21 protein-coding genes are annotated in these 17,677 nt (G+C 40.9%); 20 read left to right on the top strand and 1 reads right to left on the bottom strand.

Going from position 1 to position 17,677, the window contains the following annotated elements; genetic code table 11:
- The first annotated feature begins 27 nt into the window (after nt 1-27).
- The 20 genes from preA (at nt 28) to BR30_RS34530 (ending at nt 16,506) form a co-directional block, all read left to right on the top strand.
- Nucleotides 28-1,314, top strand: a complete 1,287-nt coding sequence (preA, locus tag BR30_RS0125345; protein ID WP_026567457.1) for an NAD-dependent dihydropyrimidine dehydrogenase subunit PreA — start codon at nt 28-30, stop codon at nt 1,312-1,314.
- Nucleotides 1,315-1,335: 21 nt separating this feature from the next.
- Nucleotides 1,336-2,754, top strand: coding sequence for a dihydropyrimidinase (gene hydA / locus BR30_RS0125340; RefSeq protein WP_026567456.1), 1,419 nt, complete (start codon nt 1,336-1,338; stop codon nt 2,752-2,754).
- A gap of 258 nt (nt 2,755-3,012) precedes the next feature.
- Nucleotides 3,013-3,228, top strand: coding sequence for a hypothetical protein (locus BR30_RS0125330; protein ID WP_026567454.1), 216 nt, complete (start codon nt 3,013-3,015; stop codon nt 3,226-3,228).
- Between the two features lie 36 nt (nt 3,229-3,264).
- Nucleotides 3,265-3,498: a hypothetical protein gene (locus BR30_RS0125325; protein WP_026567453.1), complete on the top strand. Its 234-nt coding sequence runs from the start codon at nt 3,265-3,267 to the stop codon at nt 3,496-3,498.
- Nucleotides 3,499-3,576: 78 nt separating this feature from the next.
- Nucleotides 3,577-5,208, top strand: a complete 1,632-nt coding sequence (locus tag BR30_RS0125320) for a PucR family transcriptional regulator (protein ID WP_035446117.1) — start codon at nt 3,577-3,579, stop codon at nt 5,206-5,208.
- Between the two features lie 155 nt (nt 5,209-5,363).
- Nucleotides 5,364-6,830, top strand: a complete 1,467-nt coding sequence (locus BR30_RS0125315) for a CoA-acylating methylmalonate-semialdehyde dehydrogenase (protein ID WP_026567451.1) — start codon at nt 5,364-5,366, stop codon at nt 6,828-6,830.
- A gap of 196 nt (nt 6,831-7,026) precedes the next feature.
- A complete protein-coding gene (locus tag BR30_RS0125310) occupies nt 7,027-8,382 on the top strand; it encodes an aspartate aminotransferase family protein (RefSeq protein WP_026567450.1) in 1,356 nt (451 codons plus the stop codon).
- A 307-nt stretch (nt 8,383-8,689) separates the two neighbouring features.
- Nucleotides 8,690-9,652 (top strand): sugar-binding transcriptional regulator, encoded by a 963-nt coding sequence (locus BR30_RS0125305; RefSeq protein WP_026567449.1) that lies wholly within the window; start codon nt 8,690-8,692, stop codon nt 9,650-9,652.
- Nucleotides 9,645-10,304, top strand: a complete 660-nt coding sequence (gene pduL / locus BR30_RS34535; RefSeq protein ID WP_081825576.1) for a phosphate propanoyltransferase — start codon at nt 9,645-9,647, stop codon at nt 10,302-10,304. The genes BR30_RS0125305 and pduL overlap by 8 nt, the downstream gene beginning before the upstream one ends.
- 5 nt (nt 10,305-10,309) lie before the next feature.
- Nucleotides 10,310-11,056 (top strand): hypothetical protein, encoded by a 747-nt coding sequence (locus BR30_RS0125295; protein ID WP_155928832.1) that lies wholly within the window; start codon nt 10,310-10,312, stop codon nt 11,054-11,056.
- A complete protein-coding gene (locus BR30_RS0125290; RefSeq protein ID WP_026567447.1) occupies nt 11,053-11,352 on the top strand; it encodes a EutN/CcmL family microcompartment protein in 300 nt (99 codons plus the stop codon). Before BR30_RS0125295 ends, BR30_RS0125290 begins: the two co-directional genes overlap by 4 nt.
- A 2-nt stretch (nt 11,353-11,354) precedes the next feature.
- Complete coding sequence (locus BR30_RS0125285) at nt 11,355-12,788, top strand: aldehyde dehydrogenase family protein (RefSeq protein WP_026567446.1); 1,434 nt, start codon at nt 11,355-11,357, stop codon at nt 12,786-12,788.
- Between the two features lie 113 nt (nt 12,789-12,901).
- On the top strand, nt 12,902-13,180 hold the full coding sequence (locus BR30_RS0125280) for a BMC domain-containing protein (protein ID WP_026567445.1): 279 nt from the start codon (nt 12,902-12,904) through the stop codon (nt 13,178-13,180).
- Nucleotides 13,181-13,191: 11 nt separating this feature from the next.
- The gene (gene tpiA, locus BR30_RS0125275; RefSeq protein ID WP_081825575.1) at nt 13,192-14,031 is read left to right on the top strand and encodes a triose-phosphate isomerase; all 840 of its coding nucleotides are present in this window, start codon (nt 13,192-13,194) and stop codon (nt 14,029-14,031) included.
- Nucleotides 14,028-14,486, top strand: coding sequence for a ribose 5-phosphate isomerase B (gene rpiB / locus BR30_RS0125270; protein WP_026567443.1), 459 nt, complete (start codon nt 14,028-14,030; stop codon nt 14,484-14,486). Before tpiA ends, rpiB begins: the two co-directional genes overlap by 4 nt.
- A gap of 92 nt (nt 14,487-14,578) precedes the next feature.
- Nucleotides 14,579-14,866 carry a EutN/CcmL family microcompartment protein gene (locus tag BR30_RS0125265; protein WP_026567442.1) on the top strand — a complete coding sequence of 96 codons (288 nt, stop codon included), beginning with the start codon at nt 14,579-14,581 and terminating at the stop codon, nt 14,864-14,866.
- Entirely contained in the window at nt 14,867-15,142 is a 276-nt protein-coding gene (locus BR30_RS0125260) for a BMC domain-containing protein (RefSeq protein WP_026567441.1), read from the top strand.
- A complete protein-coding gene (locus tag BR30_RS0125255) occupies nt 15,142-15,402 on the top strand; it encodes a EutN/CcmL family microcompartment protein (RefSeq protein ID WP_026567440.1) in 261 nt (86 codons plus the stop codon). Before BR30_RS0125260 ends, BR30_RS0125255 begins: the two co-directional genes overlap by 1 nt.
- Before the next feature lie 177 nt (nt 15,403-15,579).
- Nucleotides 15,580-16,227, top strand: coding sequence for a deoxyribose-phosphate aldolase (deoC, locus tag BR30_RS0125250; RefSeq protein ID WP_035446195.1), 648 nt, complete (start codon nt 15,580-15,582; stop codon nt 16,225-16,227).
- Nucleotides 16,228-16,305: 78 nt separating this feature from the next.
- Nucleotides 16,306-16,506: a helix-turn-helix domain-containing protein gene (locus tag BR30_RS34530; RefSeq protein WP_035446115.1), complete on the top strand. Its 201-nt coding sequence runs from the start codon at nt 16,306-16,308 to the stop codon at nt 16,504-16,506.
- 72 nt (nt 16,507-16,578) lie between these two features.
- Here the strand turns inward: BR30_RS34530 and BR30_RS0125240 are convergent, their stop codons facing one another.
- Entirely contained in the window at nt 16,579-17,586 is a 1,008-nt protein-coding gene (locus tag BR30_RS0125240) for a hypothetical protein (protein WP_026567438.1), read from the bottom strand.
- Between the last annotated feature and the right edge of the window lie 91 nt (nt 17,587-17,677).

Here is a 17,677-nt window from a genome sequence, read left to right as displayed (position 1 = left end):
AAATGAAAATAAAGGGGAGAAAAATAGATGGCTGATTTACGTATCAATCTTGCAGGGATTAAATCTCCTAACCCGTTCTGGCTGGCTTCAGCACCGCCGACCAACTCTGGCTATCAAGTACAGAGAGCCTTTGATGCAGGATGGGGTGGGGCCGTTTGGAAAACGCTGGGCGATCCGATTCTGAATGTATCATCAAGGTTTGCAGCTGTAAGTTTTAACGGACAAAGGGTGGCAGGTTTCAATAATATTGAACTCATAACTGACAGACCTTTAGATGTTAATTTAAAAGAAATTTATGAAACGAAGAAGCGCTTCCCAAACCATGCTATCATTGCTTCGCTCATGGTTGAACCAAAGCAAGAAAAGTGGCATGAGATTGTTAAACGTGTCGAGGATGTCGGGGTGGATGGACTTGAGTTAAATTTCGGATGTCCTCACGGGATGGCCGAGCGTGGGATGGGTGCGGCTTCAGGGCAGGTACCAGCCCTAGTTGAACGCCAGACCTATTGGGCGAAGGAAGTGGCCAAGACACCTGTTATTGTAAAATTAACGCCAAATATTACCGATATTACGGCGACGGCCGAAGCGGCATGTAATGGTGGTGCTGATGCGATTTCTATGATTAATACGATTAATAGCTTGATGGGGGTCGACCTTGATTCATGGAATACCATTCCCCATGTTGCCGGAAAAGGAGCACACGGCGGTTATTGTGGACCTGCAGTAAAGCCTATTGCTTTGAATATGGTTGCAGAATGTGCAAGGCATCCACGTATTAACGTCCCAATTTCAGGGATTGGCGGGATTTCTAACTGGAAGGATGCCGTTGAGTTTATGTTGATGGGTGCCACTGGTGTACAAGTTTGTACAGCCGCTATGCACCATGGTTTCCGCATTGTCGAGGACATGATTGAAGGTCTTAGCCATTACCTCGATAGCAAAGGGATTGCTTCGGTTTCTGAAATCATTGGGAAATCCGTTCCTAGATACTCGGATTGGGGCAATTTGGATTTAAATTACAATATCGTTGCACAAATCAATACGGATGTTTGTATTAATTGTAATAAATGCCACATTGCCTGTGAAGATACTTCGCACCAATGTATCGATATGTTGAAAGACGAAAATGGGAAGAGTTACCTCAAGGTACGTGAAGAAGATTGCGTCGGCTGTAACTTATGCTCGATTGTTTGTCCGGTCGATGGAGCCATTGACATGGTGGAAGCCACGAGGGAATTAGCGCCAATGACTTGGAATGAACGTCAAGGTGCCTTAAGCGGCGTTGCCGAATGTAAAGCAGATATTATCAAATAAATTATACGGAGGGAATTACCGATGAAAAAAATAATCAAAAATGGCATCATTGTTACCGCTGCTGACACGTATCAAGGAGAAATATTGATTGAGGATGGTAAGATCACACAAATCGGCTCAAATTTATCAGCGATCGGTGCGGAAGTTATCGACGCAAAAGGCTGTTTTGTTTTTCCAGGCGGGATTGATCCACACACTCACCTCGATATGCCCTTTGGCGGAACAGTAACAAAGGATGATTTTGAATCAGGTACGATTGCAGCTGCCTTCGGCGGTACGACAACGGTTATTGATTTTTGCTTAACCAACAAGGGTGAGCCACTGAAAAATTCCATTCAAACCTGGCATGATAAATCGAAAGAAAAAGCGGTCATTGATTATGGGTTCCATTTAATGATCTCAGAAATCAATGAAGATGTCCTGGGCGAACTTCCACAGGTTATTAATGAAGAAGGTATTACCTCCTTTAAGGTATTTATGGCATACAAAAATGTATTTCAAGCGGATGATGAAACCTTGTTTAAGACCTTAATTTCCGCAAAAGAACACGGTGCCCTGGTAATGGTCCATGCAGAAAACGGCGATGTCATTGATTACTTAACGAAGAAAGCCCTCGACGAAGGGAATACTGCTCCCATATACCATGCATTAACAAGACCTCCAGAACTAGAGGGAGAAGCGACTGGACGTGCGGCAAATTTCACGGGGCTTGCTAATTCACAGTTATATGTGGTCCATGTCTCCTGTGCGGATGCAGTGGAACAAATTGCTAAAGCACGCAGTAAGGGTTTTGAAGTCTGGGGGGAAACGTGCCCTCAATATTTAGTCCTTGACCAAAGCTATTTAGAAAAACCGAATTTCGAAGGGGCAAAATATGTTTGGTCACCGCCGCTTCGAGAAAAGTGGAATCAGGATGTTTTATGGAATGCTTTAAAGAGCGGTCAACTGCAAACCATCGGCTCCGATCAGTGCTCCTTTGATTTTAAAGGGCAAAAGGATTTAGGAAGGGATGATTTTACTAAAATTCCGAATGGAGGCCCAATTATTGAGGATCGTTTGTCGGTTTTATTCTCTGAAGGGGTGAAGAAGGGCCGGATTAGTTTAAATCAATTTGTTGATATTACCTCAACAAGGAGCGCAAAGCTATTTGGTCTATTCCCGAAAAAAGGGACAATCGCTGTTGGTGCAGATGCAGACCTTGTCATTTTTGATCCGAATATTGAGCGCGTAATTTCGGCTGAAACCCACCATATGGCTGTGGATTATAACGCCTTTGAAGGAATGAAAATTACTGGGGAGCCAGTTTCCGTGTTGTCCCGTGGAGAATTTGTAGTCCGTGACAAGCAGTTTGTTGGTAAGCCAGGTTCGGGTAAATATTTGAAGCGTGAAAAATATAATAAAAGTGCGCTTGTCAACCAAAGCGAAACACTATCAATCTAATATTAATAGAATAGATTCTTAAAGGTTAGGCTGTGTTAAAGGGGATATTGTTGATTTTGGCACACTGTTGATTGGAACGGAAGGCGCGAAGACTCCTGCGGGAGTACGGGGCAGGGGAGACCCCGCAGGCCCTAAAAGCGCCGAGGAGGCTCCCCGCAACGCCCGCGGAAAGCAAAGCGCCTGGAGAGGAAATCAACAGACCAATTTAACACAGCCAAAAATTAGAAATGAAATATATGAAATAAAGGGGGAGCTTGGATGTCAGATTATCAGCAATTTTTAGATGAAAGAGATAAAATTGATTTTCTTATCCAAAAGGGGTTTCAGATCAGCGGTGTGAATGAACATCTAAACGGGGCAACTGTTGAATTTGTCCATCCAAACGGAAATGTAACCGAAATACTTAAGATTGGAACAGCTAATGCCCGTAAGTATTTTACTAGTCTATTATTTAAGCAAAACCACACCAGCTAGACCATGTGAGGAAAAAGTAAAAAAGGGGTGGGAAGGATGGAGTTTTATTTAAGATCAAAAGACAATGCCTATCCTTGTGAAGTCACAATTGATGAAGATAATGGCCGTTATACGATCAGAAAATCAGATTCGAGTGGTGAGTACTTTAACTCTGCAAAAGAATTGGTGGCTTGGATTATCGAGAATTGGCACTCTGAAGATTTTCTTGATTGTGAGGAATTTGAGTCCATGCTTAGAGAAATAAAGGTATACTTCCCGATTATCCATTAGAAATAAATGAAAGGATTGGTTGCAAGGCCAATCCTTTTTCAAGCAATATTCTGTTCATATTTTTCTAAGGAGAGCCAAATGATCAAAGACCATTTTCATTTAACAGTGGCAGATATCTTAAAGCGAAAGAATTTTGAACAAGCACATGTTATTGCTGGGGAAAAAGGTATTCAACGATTTGTCAAATGGGTTCATGTTGTCGAAGCCACGAGTATCCGTAATCTTCTTAACGGAAATGAACTTATACTTTCAACAGGGGTTGCTTGGAGGGAGAATACGGACTTATTTGTTTCGATGGTAAAAGAATTTCTTGATAACCAGGCTGCAGGCTTATGTATTGAAATGGGAACATACATGACAGAGATTCCTGTCGAAGTCATAGAAGTTGCTAATGAGCATCAATTTCCCATCATCGTTTTTTCAAAGGAAGTTCCGTTTGTACAAATCACCCAAGACATCCACTCAATAATTATTAATCAGCAATACCAGAAGATATCTGATTTAGAAAATTACTCCCAAAGCCTGAATAAGCGACTGTTAACGATTGAAAGTTATGAAGATATACTAAAATGTATGTATTCTTCTCTGGATTTACAAATTATTTTCCGTTTGAAAAATAAGGACTTTGAATTTATTCCAAACATCAACCTACTCGAACAAGAAACAATCATTCACCAGATCAAAGCATGTAAAACAGACTCATGTGAATACATTGCCTCCCAACCTATTTTCTTATTTGGGCAAGAATGTGCGGAGTTATTCATCTATTCTAAAAATCTACCCATCAGTGAATACGATGTATTGATTTTAGATCGAACTGCTACTGCGTTAGCCCAGCACTTATTACGGGATATGTATGTCGAAGAAAAAAAGCGTGTCGAGGAGTTTGAGTGGTTGTATGGCTGGCTTGAAGGTGAACATTCCCCCGAAAGTATTAGTGAATATTTTGCGCAGAATCGGGTCAAAACAAAATCCAATGAAGCTGTAGTCTTAATTACAAGGCTTATCCCCCTCAAAGAGAAAATCACACAAGATGTAACGTATCTAAAACTATTATTTCGTTCGGTCCTTGAACAGAATGGTTTTACAGTGTTTTCTGTTGAAAAAAGAAATGAAATAACGTTCATTCTTGTAAACAACCGGGCGAAAAAGAATGTAAAGGAACGAATGAAAACAGCAATTGAATCCATACTTGAATCAGAGTTTATTAGAAAACAATGTTCCGCGAAAATCATGATTGCTGCTGGAAGTTTTAGCGGGAATTTAAATGAAATACATAAAAGTTATCAAACAGCAAAAGAAACTCAGCGAATTCAGCAAAAGATGTCCAATAAAGATGACTATTATTTTTATGAAGATTTGCATTTATATCGGCTGATCTCGCAAATGAGTAAACATATCAATCTGCAAGAATTTGCTGCAGAATATTTACAGCCAGTGATTCAATATGATCAGAAATATAATGGCAAGTTGTTAGAGACGTTAAAGGTTTATTTAGAGTGCAATGGCTCAAAACAGGAGGCAGCAAGCAAACTTTTTATTGTCAGGCAAACACTGTATCATCGCTTGCAAAAACTGGAAAGCATTCTCGGTGAAGACTTTATGGAACATGAAAAACGAGTTGCCATCGAATTTATGCTGCTAGTACAAGATTATTTAACATCATCCCAATCCAGTATGAACCATAATAAATACCGAATACTAGAATAATGGCTGATAGTTGCTCATATCGTCAAAGAAATGCCCTGCCTCATTTCACAAAGTGTCTAATGAAAGCATGCTTTGGATACGAGAAAATGAGTTTAGAAGGTTTATATTATTAGAAAATTTCATAAAAAGAGATATAAATTAGGAGGTTAATATATATGACTGCAACAAAAAAGGATACGTCTGTTTTAAAAAATTTTATTAATGGTGAATGGGTTAGCGCAGGTAGCATCCAAACCCTGGATGTTCCAAATCCAGCCACAAATGAACTCCTAACCAAGGTCCCAGTGTCAACGAAGGAAGATGTAGATCTTGCGGTGACAGCAGCAAAAGCGGCGTTAAAAGAGTGGAAAAAAGTCCCTGTTCCAAAAAGAGCAAGAATTCTTTTTAAGTATCACCATTTGTTAACTGAAAACCATGAAGAATTAGCAAAATTAATTGTTTTAGAAAATGGAAAGGCGTTTAAAGAAGCGTACGGGGAGGTACAGCGCGGAATCGAGTGTGTTGAATTTGCTTCTGGTGCGCCAACGTTAATGATGGGGGAATCGTTATCGGGAATTGCCGAGGATATTGATTCTGAAATGTTCCGTTACCCTGTAGGAGTTGTCGGCGGGATCACACCCTTTAACTTTCCGATGATGGTCCCTCTTTGGATGTTCCCGCTTGCGATTGCCTGTGGAAACACATTTGTGCTCAAACCATCAGAACGTACGCCAATATTAGCTAATCGTTTAGCAGAGTTGTTTGCGGAAACTGGTGCACCTAAAGGCGTGTTAAATGTGGTCCACGGTGCCCATGATGTCGTCAATGGCTTACTTGAGCATAAGGATATTGCGGCGATTTCATTTGTAGGATCACAGCCAGTTGCCAAGTATGTTTATCAACGAGCTGCTTCGGAAGGTAAAAGGGTTCAAGCATTATCTGGTGCAAAAAATCATCATATTGTTATGCCAGACGCCGATATGGATAAGGCTGTCCAGCATATTATCAGTTCCACGTTTGGAAGTGCGGGGCAACGCTGTATGGCTTGTAGTGCGGTCGTAGTTGTCGGTGATAACGAACCATTCGTAGTTGCGCTAAAGAAAAAAGCGGATGAATTAATCATTGGAAACGGTATGGATGATGAGGTGCTATTAACACCAATTATCCGCAAGGAACATCGTGAAAAAGTTCTTGGATATATCGAAAAAGGGCTTGAAGAAGGTGCTGACTTAATTAGGGATGGACGCAGAGAGATGGATGAACTGCCTGAAGGAAATTTCTTAGGTCCTACTATTTTTGATCATGTTACACCGGAAATGTTCATCGCGAAAGAAGAACTCTTTGCACCGGTATTAAGCTTACTTCGTGCTAATAATTTAGATGAAGGATTGGAATATATCCGAAAATCAAAGTTTGGCAATGGTGCAACCATTTATACCAACAATGCTAAAGCCATCCGTCAATTCCGCGAAGAAGCAGAAGCAGGAATGCTCGGTATTAATGTTGGCGTGCCAGCAACTATGGCATTCTTCCCATTCTCGGGCTGGAAGGATTCCTTCTATGGTGATATGCATGTAAACGGAAAAGACGGAGTAAATTTCTATACACGAAAGAAAATGATTACCTCACGGTTTGAATTATAAAAGCGGAAGCACCCGTTTAGCGGCGTAGGGACTGGAGCGCTTCAACCGAGATAAAGGAAACACGAAGAGCGAAAGCGATTCGATGTTGACTTATCGTAGGGCGAAGAGCGAAGTCCACTAGCCGCTGGGTGCTGGAGCTAGATAGTTATCTAATTAGGTAGATGCACTAATAAGTATAAGTAATGGAGGGAAGAAGATGGTTCAAACAAGTCGATCGCAGGAAACTTTGTTGGAACAGGATGATAGGTATGTATGGCACTCGATGAAGCCGTATAATCCAAACGCGACGTTAGTTGCTTCAAAGGCAGAGGGTTCTTGGGTAACTGATGCTGATGGAAACCGGTATTTAGATGCGATGGCCGGCCTTTGGTGTGTGAATATTGGTTATGGAAGGACCGAATTAGCTGAAGCAGCCTATGAACAACTGAAGGAAATGGCCTATTTTCCACTATCACAAAGCCATGTTCCAGCCATAAAACTCGCAGAAAAGTTGAACAAAATGTTAGGCGATGACTATGTTATCTTTTTCTCTAACAGCGGTTCTGAGGCTAATGAAACCGCCTTTAAAATCGTTAGGCAGTACCACCAGCAAAAGGGTGAACCTAACCGTTACAAAATCGTCTCCCGCTATCGTGCTTATCACGGTAATTCGATGGGGGCACTCGCCGCGACCGGCCAGGCACAACGAAAGTACAAGTACGAACCGCTTGCACCAGGTTTTATCCATGTCTCACCACCTGATTCCTACCGGGATGATATAAATGTCAACGATCCCAAGGAACTATCCTCGGTAAAAGAAATCGATCGGACGATGACATGGGAGTTAAGTGAAACGATTGCCGCCATGATTATGGAACCGATTATTACGGGCGGCGGTGTCCTCATTCCGCCGGATGGTTATATGAAAGCCGCAAAAGAGGTATGTGAAAAACACGGGGCACTGCTCATCGTTGATGAGGTTATTTGCGGGTTTGGCCGTACCGGTAAGCCGTTCGGTTATATGAACTATGGCGTGAAGCCCGACATCATTACCATGGCAAAAGGAATTACCAGTGCCTATCTGCCGCTTTCCGCAACGGCCGTCCGCAAAGACATATACGAAGCATTTAAAGGCTCAGAAGAATATGATTACTTCCGTCATGTCAATACATTTGGCGGGAATCCAGCAGCATGTGCGCTCGCTTTAAAAAATCTTGAGATTATGGAAACCGAAAATTTATTTGACCGTTCTCGTGATTTAGGTGCAAAGCTTTTAAATGATTTGAGGAACCTTTTGCAAGACCACCCATATGTTGGCGATGTTCGTGGGAAAGGGTTACTGATAGGAATTGAATTAGTAAAGGATAAGCGTACCAAGGAACCACTTTCTAATGACCTTGTCAATCAAGTCATCGCCAACTGTAAGCAGGAAGGGATTATTATTGGAAAAAACGGGGCTACCGTAGCTGGATACAATAATGTGTTAACCCTGGCCCCACCATTAACAATCAAACAGGTGGATCTAAACTTCCTTGTAAAAACACTTACCGAATCCCTCCAGAAGATACAATAACTAAAAAATAGAGAACCCGTGTATATACAATTGTATATACATGGGTTCTTTTTTATGGGGAAAAATGAGACGATTTAATAGTTCGGCAAATTTAGCACAGAAATGTCGAAATCTTTTGATAGAATGATTGACAGATGATTTACGTCGGTTATAATTAAATTAGCAAATGTTCAATTCGACTTTACATAATTTCATGACATCGAGATGCCGATTGAACAAATGTTAACTTTTGTTTTTACAAATTGTTGTAACCGTTTACTTTTTGTGAAAATGAGTTTAATAACATTGAAAATTAGGTGAATAAAAGATGGCGGATGAAAGGATTTCGCGCTTGGTGGAAGTAGCTAAAATGTATTATCAATTAGACTACAGCCAACAGGAAATCGCGAAGAAGTTAGGTATTTCCCGCCCCACCGTCTCCAGGCTTCTGGTTCAAGCCGTTGAAGAAGGAGTAGTCCATATAAAAATATGCGATCCCGCCGAAGACGTTCAGGAATTGGCTTTGCAAATCAAGGAAAAGTTTCAATTAAAGGATTGCATTGTCGCATCGATTCCCGAATATAAGGATGAACTTATCAAGGTGAAACTGGGGGAGGTTTCCGCAGATTATTTATATAAGATTGTCAATAGCGGCGATACGATTGGGATTACCTGGGGGACAACTTTATATCAACTAGTGAAACAAATTCAACCTAAGAATGTAAAGGATGTAACAATTGTCCAGCTAAATGGTGGGGTGAGTTACTCAGAATCAAATACGTATGCATCAGAAATCGTTAATGGTCTTGCTCATGCATTTCAGACAATCCCACATTTTCTGCAGGTACCTGCCGTCGTAGACCACATTGTTGTCAAGCAGGCAATCATAGCAGACCGACATGTAAAAAGAATATTGGAACTGGGCAAACAGGCCAATATTGCCATTTTTACAGTTGGGGATCCTGGCGAACAATCAACACTCATGCATGCGGGATATTTTTTAGACAGCGACATTGAAATACTAAGGGAAAATTATACTGTCGGTGATATTTGTTCTAGATTTATTGATATCAATGGGCATATTAGTCATCAAACATTAAATGATCGGACAATTGGAATCGAACTCTCACATTTAGCGGAAAAAGAATACGGCATCCTCATTGCAGGAGGTAACAAAAAAGTCGAAGGAATCTATGGAGCGTTAAAGGGGCTTCATGCCAATGTCCTTATTACCGATCAGTATACTGCCAGGGCATTACTCGATTTTGGGGGTGAGCACCTTAATGAATAAAGATAAAATTAGAGAGCTCGTCGAAGAGGTTGTCAAAAACTCTCTTAAGAAATCTATGACAGTTCCCATTGCAGCATCTAACCGGCATATTCATTTATCCCCTGAACATGTTGAACGGTTGTTTGGACGCGGCTACGATTTAACTAAGTTAAAAGACTTGTCACAGCCCAACCAATTTGCAGCAAAGGAAACAGTCACACTTATCGGTCCGAAAGGGAGAATACAAAATGTTCGTGTCCTCGGACCTGCTAGAGGCATTACACAGGCAGAGGTATCATTATTTGATGGTTTTACCCTAGGAGTCAAGCCGCCAATTCGTAATTCTGGGGATATTAAGGGGTCAGAACCGATAACCATCCAAGGACCACGGGGGCAAATTTCCATTCATGAAGGCTTGATCTGTGCTGCTCGCCATATTCATATGCACACGAGTGATGGTGAAACATTTGGCGTTCAGGACGGGGACCTTGTTCAAGTAAAAGTGGATGGAGTCCGCGGAATCATTTTCTCAAATGTCTTAATCCGTATTTCTCCTAAATACAAGCTTGAAATGCATATTGACCTGGATGAAGCCAATGCAGCTGGAATCAAAAATGGACAATTGGGTGAAATTATTGCCGCCATAAGTCCAAATCAAGTGGGTGGGGAGTAATGCTGGTGGATGTTAAAACGCAGGTTAAACTGCTTGTCCAGCAGGTAGTGGAAGCCTACCTAAAAGAGAATATGGACACGAAGACGGATGCTCCGATTGCGATCCTATTAGGTTATCATTCTTCCAATCCAACGACTATTTTGGAAGCGGTTACCCCGCTGTTGGATACATATAACGTAACGTGGCTAATAACAAAAGAATGGCTTCCTCTAAAGGAACAAATGAAAGGGCTTTCATGCTTGTTGATAGAGGATTTGTCGCATCAGGATATGAGAGCTCTTATTGATCAATCATCTGTTCTCGTTATTCCTCAAGCATCGTATGGATTGCTTTCAAAACTAGCATTAACGGTGGATGATGAGATAGCAGTGTGGGTGGCTATCCAATATCAATTACTTGGTAAACCGATTGTCATCGCCAATAACGGTGTTGAACCAAATGTGTACCAACAAATCCATGCCCCGCATACTGTCCAGGAACGGATCCAGTCCTACATTAGGAGGATCCAAACGGATCAGGTCAAGTGGGTACCGCTCAGTAAATTGATTAAAACAGTCGATGAGCAATATGCAGCCTACCTTGATAAGCAATCTCTCATTCTAGCAAAACATATAGAAAGAGCTTATCAGGAAGGACTTAATGAAATTGAGGTTCCTGAAAAAAGCCAGGTCACTCCTTCAGCAAAAGATCTGGCAAGAGAACTAAAGATTCAAATTAAATCGACCGATTCCTCGAAAGGAGGGACGTTATGATCATTTGTAAAGTGGTAGGTTCGATTGTTTCCACCACTAAAGCAGAAAAATTAAAAGGGAAAAAACTGATGATTGTTCAGCCGCTTGATATGCAGAGCATCGAAGAGGACGGAAAACCGATCGTTGCCATAGATACAGTTGGCTCAGGTGTAGGCGAAGTGGTTTTACTTGTCAGCGGAAGTTCGGCAAGACAAACAGAAATAACAAACGGTGTCCCCGTTGACGCAGCAATTGTAGGGATTGTTGATCAAATTGAAATCCAAGGGACCTTAACCTTTAATAAAGGAGGGAACTGACCTTGCAACTGAATGAAAGCGATATCAAAAAAATGGTTGAACAGGTTCTTAGTCAACTTGGCCAAAACCAAATAGCTAACAATACCGACGCTGTCATTCCACAGGATGATGTCAAGTTAGGAGATGGCGTGTATACAACGGTTGATGAAGCAGCTGCCGCAGCTAGACTGGCCTGGGAAAAGCTTCGTAAACTTCCAGTATCGATCAGAGAAAAAATGATTGAGAACATGCGAGCGGTTAGCCGTGAGCATGCCGAAGAGCTAGCAAAGCTTGCTGTCGAGGAAACAGGTTTAGGCAGAGTGGAAGATAAGATTGCGAAAATTCTTTTGGCAACGAATAAAACACCTGGTATTGAAGACTTAGTCAGCACTGCTTATTCGGGTGATGATGGTTTGACACTTGTTGAGTATGCACCGATTGGCTTATTTGGATCCATCACGCCTTCAACCAATCCAGCCGCGACGGTCATCAATAATTCCATTTCGTTACTAGCCGCTGGCAATACGGTTGTTTACAATCCACATCCAAGTGCGAAACGTGTTTCGATTCAAACGCTTCAGCTTTTAAACCAAGCAATTGTCGCTGCGGGTGGACCTGAAAACACACTCACAACTGTGGCAGCACCTAATCTTGAAACTTCAACACAAGTCATGAATCATCCGCAGGTGGACGCGCTCGTGGTAACTGGAGGAGGACCTGTTGTAAAAGCAGCGATGGCAGTTGGTAAAAAAGTCATTGCCGCTGGACCGGGAAATCCACCAGTTGTCGTGGATGAGACAGCCATTATCTCAAAGGCCGCTGCTGATATTGTCAAGGGTGCCAGCTTTGATAACAACGTATTATGCACCGCTGAAAAAGAAATATTTGTTGTTGACAAGGTAGCCAATTCTCTGAAAGCAGAAATGGTCAAAAACGGAGCAATCGAACTTAAAGGCTTTCAATTCGAAAAACTGCTTGAGAAAGTACTTGTAAAGAAGAACGATAAGTTTTATCCAAACAGAGACTTCATTGGTAAAGACGCATCGGTGATTTTACAAGCAGCGGGTATTCAGGCAAGTCCAAATGTAAAATTAATTATCGCTGAAACCACAAAGGAACACCCATTGGTAATGACAGAAATGTTAATGCCGATCTTACCAATCGTCAGAGTGCCTGACGTAGATCGAGCAATCGAACTTGCTGTTATTGCGGAAAAAGGCAACCGGCACACAGCGATTATGCACTCGCAAAATATTACAAATCTAACCAAGATGGCACAAGAAATTCAAGCAACGATTTTTGTGAAAAATGGTCCATCTGTATCCGGATTAGGCTTTGAAAGTGAAGGATTTACCACGCTGACCATTGCGGGACCGACTGGTGAAGGATTAACCAGTGCGAAAACATTTACACGTCAGCGCCGCTGCGTTTTAGTAGATGGATTAAGAATCATATAGTGAGGTGTTAGGATATGTCGAAAGCAAAAGAAGAAAAAACAGTCACTTCACAAGAAGAGCAACTGAAAAATCAAGAAAAACCAAAATTAGAGATTACTAGAGGAGGAAATAAAATGGGTCAAGAAGCTTTAGGTATGATTGAAACAAAAGGTTTGGTAGGTGCCATTGAAGCAGCAGATGCGATGGTTAAAGCAGCAAACGTTACATTAGTTGGCAGAGAATTAGTAGGCGCAGGCATCGTGACTGTTATGGTCCGTGGGGATGTAGGTGCAGTAAAAGCGGCTACTGAAGCAGGTGCGGAAGCAGCACAGCGCGTAGGAAATCTTCTATCAGTACACGTGATTCCACGTCCTAACGGCGATGTAGAAGGTATTTTACCAAAAGCAGAATAAGGTGAATGTAAATGGAACAATCCATTGAAAGCTATATTAAAAATCTTGTCAGAGATGCCATTGGTCAAAATCTAGGCGGCTTGCAGCTCCAAAGTGATCGGCAAACCTATGTGATTGCTAATTGGAAAATGAACAAAAACCTAAATGAGACCGCTGAATTTTTTCAAAAAATAAACAGCAGTCATGACGTATCTGTGGTTATTTGTCCACCAACCCAGCTGCTATACCCGGCTCATTTATTGATCAAACAATCTGGAAAACCGATTGGATTGGGCGGTCAAAATGTTCACTGGGCCGACAAAGGGGCTTATACAGGGGAAACATCTGGCAGTATGCTGATGGATGTGGGCTGTGAATATGTCATTATTGGCCACTCAGAAAGAAGACAATATTCTTTTGAAGATGACGAGTTAGTGAACAAAAAGGTTCAGCAAGCACTCAAGTCCAGGCTTACTCCAATCATCTGTATCGGTGAAACGTTAGGACAAAAGAATGCTTTGCAAACAGAACAAGTTTTATCTAAGCAGCTTTTCGGTGCGTTGAAGGATATTGATACAGCCCATTTTATTCTTGCTTATGAACCGGTCTGGGCGATTGGAACAGGGCAGTCGGCTACTGCAGAACTGGCTCAAGAAACACATGCCTACATTCGTTCTGTTTTAAAACAAATAATAGGTCAAAAAGCGGAAAGTATTTCGATTTTATATGGCGGGTCCGCGAATGAAAGGAACGCTGCAGAATACAGTGCGATGCCAGATATTGATGGTGTACTGGTTGGCGGTGCGAGCTTAAATGCTCTCGTCTTCGATGCAATTATCAATGTATTTGCCAAAGGAGAACAAAAATCATGAAAAAAGTTGCGATAGGTTGCGACCATGGTGGATACGAACTTAAAGAAAAGCTAAAGGCCTATTTAACGGAATTAGGGTACGAATATTTAGATTATGGCTGTAAAGCAAATGAATCTGTTGATTATCCAGATATCGCTTTTCTTGTTGGCGAGACGGTAGCAACGAATGATAACTATGTAGGCATTATGATTGATGGAGTCGGCATTGGCAGCGGGATGGTATTAAATAAAATACCTGGTGTCCGTGGTGCGGTATGTTGGGACCTATCCTCTGTGATTAACAGTAAGGAGCATAATAATGCGAACGTATTATCTATCGGCGGTCAATTTATCGGTGAAGGCCTTGCCAAACTATTAGTAAAGACTTGGTTGGAAACAGAGTTTGCAGGCGGCCGTCATGATCGCCGTGTGACGAAAATTATGGAAATCGAAAGCCGTTTTCTGGGGCGGAATTAGGTCTAAATCAGAGATTCGCTCGTAAACAGTTTAGAGAGAAAAATAGGAGAGTTTAACTCAGAGTTATATAGAAAAAAAGGCAGGTTTGAAAAATGTTTGTAGCCAAAGTGATAGGAAATATGGTCTGTACACATAAAAATGACAATTTAATAGGTTTAAAGCTCCTGATTGTCCAACCAGTAGATGAGCAATTGAAGGATAAAGGCAAACCACTTGTGGCTATAGATACGATTGGACAATCAGGAGAAGGAGATCTTGTTTACTTAGCAAAAAGCAAGGAATCATCCTTACCGCTAAATAAAGATTTGGTTCCATCAGATGCTGGAATCTTAGGAATCATCGACTACTATAATGTGACCAATCGAATGGAGGAAAAATAAATGAGTAACGCATTAGGAATGATCGAAACTAAAGGTTTAGTAGGGGCAATTGAAGCAGCGGACGCCATGACAAAAGCAGCAAATGTTACTTTACTAGGCAAAGTAAATGTAGGCGGCGGATTAGTTTGTGTCATGGTTCGCGGTGATGTTGGTGCGGTTAAGGCAGCAACTGAAGCAGGTGCGGATGCAGCACAGCGTGTCGGCGAATTCTTATCTGTTCACGTGATTCCAAGACCGCATTCAGACATCGAGAAAATTCTTCCTGTTGCAAAATAATGAAACTAGCAAAAGTGGTTGGAAATGTCGTATCAACGATTAAAACACCAAGTCATCAAAATAAAAAGCTTATGGTTGTCATCCCTGTGGACGCATCTGGTAAGGATTGTGGGGATGCGATGATTGCCTTCGATCGTTTATCAGCAGGTGTTGGCGATTATGTCCTGATTCTAGAAGAAGGTGGATCGGCAAGAGACATATTAGAAGACCCTAATGGTTCTTTCGATGCTGTCATTGCCGGAATTGTTGATCGATTATAATATTGTGGGGTGAGCACGATGCAAATTGAAGCATTGGTAGAACAAATTACGAATCAAATTATGCAGCAATTGACGAATAAAGAAGCGTTGAAAGAAGTGAAGCCTTCAACTTCTGGAAATGTGACATATAAAGAAGGAACATCATCATCGATTATTACCGGGCCCTCTGTGGCTCGGATGATTGACCATACACTTTTAAAGCCTGAAGCATCCAAAGACCAAATTGTAAAGCTTTGTGAAGAAGCTAAAGAACATAAATTTGCCACTGTCTGTGTGAATCCTTACTGGGTTGCAACAGCAGCCCAAGAATTAAAAGGTTCTGGAGTAGGGATTACCACCGTTGTTGGTTTTCCACTTGGAGCAACGAGCACATTTGTTAAGAGTGCAGAAACGCGTGACGCAATTGCAAATGGCGCCACTGAAATCGACATGGTTATAAATATTGGTGCCCTAAAATCTGGCGACTTTGAGACAGTGAAAAAAGACATTGAAGGTGTTGTATTAGCGGCGAATGGTCATGCACCAGTAAAAGTCATTATTGAAACAGGCCTTCTTGAAATCGAAGAAAAGAAAAAAGCTTGTATTCTAGCAAAAATGGCTGGAGCCGCCTTCGTGAAAACGTCGACAGGATTTGGCCCTGGCTGTGCTACTGCTGAAGACATTAAACTTATGCGTGAAGCGGTCGGTCCAGAAATGGGTGTTAAAGCTTCTGCCTGTGTGAGAGATTTAGATACTGCAAGAAAGCTAATCCAAGCCGGAGCAACAAGAATTGGTGCAAGTTCTAGTATTGCGATTATAACGGGCGGCCAAGGTACTGGTTATTAAAAGTGTTGAAAATATTTAAATAGTTTAATATAATAAAATCAGCAAAATGAAATCGCTTACATAATGAGGAGGCTTACTATGAACCATATTGGACATCAACTAAAAAAAATGAGATTAAATCGTGAAATTGATATAGAAAAACTAGCTTTACTTTCAGGATTAACTGCCGGAACGATTGAAGCGATAGAAGAAGGCGAACTCGATGTTCAGGTTTCTATGTTAGCGAAGATTTCTGATGTCTTGAATTGCTCCTTCTCAATTGGTGACGTATCAATCTAATACTAATCAAAATCGCCTTTTTGGGCGATTTTTTTATTATAAAAAAAAAGACCAAGTTGGTCTTTTCAGGGGTTATCTATCTCTTCTCCTCCGAGGTCTAAAACGGAATTCGTCACTACTTTCGGGTTCAAAATAATGATTCACAACTGGAGCCGCATAAATAAAATTATTTTTCACTTTTTTAGGCGTGAAAGCCGCCTTTTCAACCTCTTTAACCTTTTCAACCTCATTTATCACATCGACCACTCGAACTTCATTCACCTGTTCTGGCAGTTCGTCCTCCACATATTCAATTTCATATAAGATAGCTTCAACTTCATTATTTAGAGGTTCAACTTCAGTACTAAAAGTTTTACCTGCATAAGTAATAGTTTCATCTTCAACTTCATTATTTAGAGCCCCAAAATCAGTACTAAAAGTTCTCAAAGTATTATTTATTGGTTTAACTTCAGCTACTGTCTCTTGTGTTTTATCAATTACCTCAATTTCTTCAATCATATCATCAACCATTTCCTCAACAGCATCATTATTTTCATCTTCATTACTTAATTCTAATTCAACATCATCAAGTACTTCATCAACTTCAACATCATCAAGTACTTCATCAACTTCAACATCATCAAGTACTTCATCAACTTCAACATCATCAAGTACTTCATCTACTTCAACATCTTCAAGTACTTCATCTACTTCAACATCTTCAAATAAAGATTGTTGTTTTACTTTCGCTATTTTTCCCAGAGCAATTGTTCTCATTATGGCAATCCCAATTATTTCATCCATTAGTGCAGTGAATTGATCGAAATCTACATTATTTTCTCCGCTGTTTTGAATGACATTTAGAAAATCCTGATGAAATAGATTAAATTCTTGTTCGAATTGCTCGCGGTCCATTTCTCGGAAAGATATCCCTTTAATCCGAATAAATCCATAAATTAATTTACTTAATACCTTTGTAACTGCTTGTAATTCCTCTTGGCTTAATTCAGAATCATTCCTTAAATAATAATGGGCATCACGTAAGGCTCGATAATAACTCTTAAAATTCCGGCTTATTTCTAAGAAATCTAAATTACTCATTAGAAATATCCCTCCATATCTAATTAATGTATAATATTTGCAATCAGCACAAATTTTCCTTTTTTATTAAGGATATGCATATAGAAGGGAA

Source organism: Bacillus sp. UNC41MFS5 (assembly GCF_000686805.1).
This window is presented reverse-complemented; position numbering and strand designations above follow the sequence as displayed.